This window comes from Streptomyces sp. BF23-19 (assembly GCF_041106355.1).
Classification (GTDB): domain Bacteria; phylum Actinomycetota; class Actinomycetes; order Streptomycetales; family Streptomycetaceae; genus Streptomyces; species Streptomyces virginiae_A.
The window spans coordinates 1-2,514 of sequence record NZ_JBGBPT010000188.1; the positions used below are offsets into that span (position 1 = coordinate 1).

Annotated in this window: 3 protein-coding genes; all 3 read left to right on the forward strand. The window is 69.2% G+C overall.

All coding sequences use genetic code 11. The features are described from left to right. Window positions 1-242: 242 nt before the first annotated feature. Window positions 243-1,568 (forward strand): M20/M25/M40 family metallo-hydrolase, encoded by a 1,326-nt coding sequence (locus AB8A24_RS43170; protein WP_369479235.1) that lies wholly within the window; start codon window positions 243-245, stop codon window positions 1,566-1,568. A gap of 131 nt (window positions 1,569-1,699) precedes the next feature. After that, the gene (gene chpH / locus AB8A24_RS43175) at window positions 1,700-1,933 is read left to right on the forward strand and encodes a chaplin ChpH (protein WP_314249384.1); all 234 of its coding nucleotides are present in this window, start codon (window positions 1,700-1,702) and stop codon (window positions 1,931-1,933) included. 159 nt (window positions 1,934-2,092) lie between these two features. Continuing rightward, window positions 2,093-2,514, forward strand: a 422-nt coding sequence (locus AB8A24_RS43180; RefSeq protein ID WP_369479236.1) for a chaplin, incomplete at its 3' end; no start/stop codon positions are given.

Sequence of the window (2,514 nt, forward strand, 5' to 3'; positions counted from 1 at the left end):
GGGGGACTTGAACCCCCACGCCCGATAAAGGGCACTAGCACCTCAAGCTAGCGCGTCTGCCATTCCGCCACCCGGACAAGGTGTCTGTCTCGCGTCCCTCGCGGGCCGTTCCGACGTGGAAAACATTACCAAACATTCCGGGGTCCTCGATCACACCCCCCGACGACCGAGGATCGCCCTTGGGCAGAGCGGCCAGGAGCGGGAGGATGGGGGTTCGGTACTGATCAGTGGGAGGAAGCAGCGTGAGCGAGTCGAGCACGGGCAGGACCGTCTCCGGCGAGGACGAGGTGGTCGACCTCTGCCGGGACCTCATCCGGATCGACACCAGCAACTACGGGGACCACTCGGGCCCCGGGGAGCGCAAAGCGGCGGAATGGGTCGCCGAGAAGCTCGCCGAGGTCGGACTGGAGCCGCAGATCTTCGAATCGCACAAGGGGCGCGCCTCGACCGTGGCGCGGATCGAGGGGGAGGACCCCTCGCGGCCGGCGCTGCTGATCCACGGGCACACCGACGTGGTTCCGGCCAACGCCGCCGACTGGACGTACGACCCCTTCGCGGGCGAGATCGCCGACGGCTGCGTGTGGGGCCGCGGCGCCGTCGACATGAAGGACATGGACGCGATGACGCTGGCCGTCGTACGCGACCGGATGCGCAGCGGGCGCAAGCCCCCGCGGGACATCGTGCTGGCCTTCCTCGCCGACGAGGAGGCCGGCGGCATCTACGGCGCCCGGCACCTCGTGGACAAGCACCCGGGCCTGTTCGAGGGCGTCACCGAGGCGATCGGCGAGGTCGGCGGGTTCTCCTTCACGGTGAACGAGAACCTGCGGCTCTACCTGGTGGAGACCGCCCAGAAGGGCATGCACTGGATGCGGCTCACGGTGGAGGGCACCGCGGGCCACGGCTCCATGACCAACAACGACAACGCCATCACGGAGCTCTGCGAGGCCGTGGGCAGGCTCGGCCGCCACCAGTGGCCGGTCCGCGTGACCAAGACGGTACGCAGCTTCCTGGACGAGCTCTCCGACGCGCTCGGGACCCCCCTGGACCCCGACAACATGGACGCGACGCTCGCCAAGCTCGGCGGCATCGCCAAGATGGTCGGCGCGACGCTGCGCAACTCGGCGGCCCCGACGATGCTGGGTGCCGGCTACAAGGTCAACGTCATCCCCGGCCAGGCGACGGCCCACGTCGACGGCCGCTTCCTGCCCGGCTACGAGGACGAGTTCTTCGCCGACCTGGACCGGATCCTCGGTCCGCGCGTGAAGCGGGAGGACGTGCACGGCGACAAGGCGCTGGAGACGGACTTCGACGGCCGGCTGGTGGACGCCATGCAGGGCGCCCTGAAGGCCGAGGACCCGATCGCGCGGGCCGTCCCGTACATGCTCTCGGGCGGTACGGACGCCAAGTCCTTCGACGACCTCGGCATCCGTTGCTTCGGCTTCGCGCCGCTGCAGCTGCCGCCGGAGCTGGACTTCGCCGGGATGTTCCACGGTGTGGACGAGCGGGTGCCGGTCGACGGGCTGAAGTTCGGCGTGCGGGTGCTCGACCGGTTCATCGACAACGCCTGAGAATTCGAGAAGGTGTGCGCATTCCACTGAGAAGAGTGAATGCACTCATACGCTCGTAGCCCCGGTGATCCCTCCTCGTTACAGGTGTTGCGGTCCGCGGCTGGGACCGCAATTGCCTACTAGGAGGAACAATGATCAAGAAGGTTGTCGCCGCTGCGGCTGCTACCGGTGGCCTGGTTCTCGCGGGTGCGGGTCTGGCCCACGCCGATGCGGGTGCGCAGGGTGCGGCCATCGGTTCGCCCGGTGTCCTGTCCGGCAACGTGCTGCAGGTTCCCGTCCACGTTCCCGTGAACGTCTGCGGCAACACGATCTCCGTCATCGGCCTGCTGAACCCGGCCTTCGGCAACACCTGCGTCAACGCCTGACGCGTCTGAAGTCTTCGGCCCCGGAGCGCATCCCAGCGCTCGGGGCCACCGGGCTTTTCGGCCCGGATTTCTCTCACTTCCGGCGTACCAGGCGGGGGAGCCAGGACGGCCGGGCCGTCGAACGACGGCCGAAACGTACACACCAGGGGACGAGTACAGATGCGACGACCGGCACAGGTCACCAGGAAGACCCTGATCACCATGGCGGCCGCGGGGGGTGTCCTCGCGATGGGCGGGGGCTACGCACACGCGGACTCCGGCGCCTCGGGGCACGCCACGAACTCACCGGGCCTGCTGTCCGGGAACAACCTGCAGGTGCCCGTGGACGCACCGGTGAACGCCTGCGGGAACACGATCACCGTGGTGGGAGCCCTCAACCCGGCCTTCGGCAACGACTGCGCGAACGGATCGGGCCACGCCGAGCCCAAGCCGCCGAAGCCCCCGAAGCCGGAGCACCCGGGCGACGACGAACCGTGCGACGACCACCCCGGTAACCCGGGCGGTCCCGGTAACCCGGGCGGTCCCGGTAACCCGGGCGGTCCCGGTAACCCGGGCGGTCCCGGTAACCCGGGCGGTCCCGG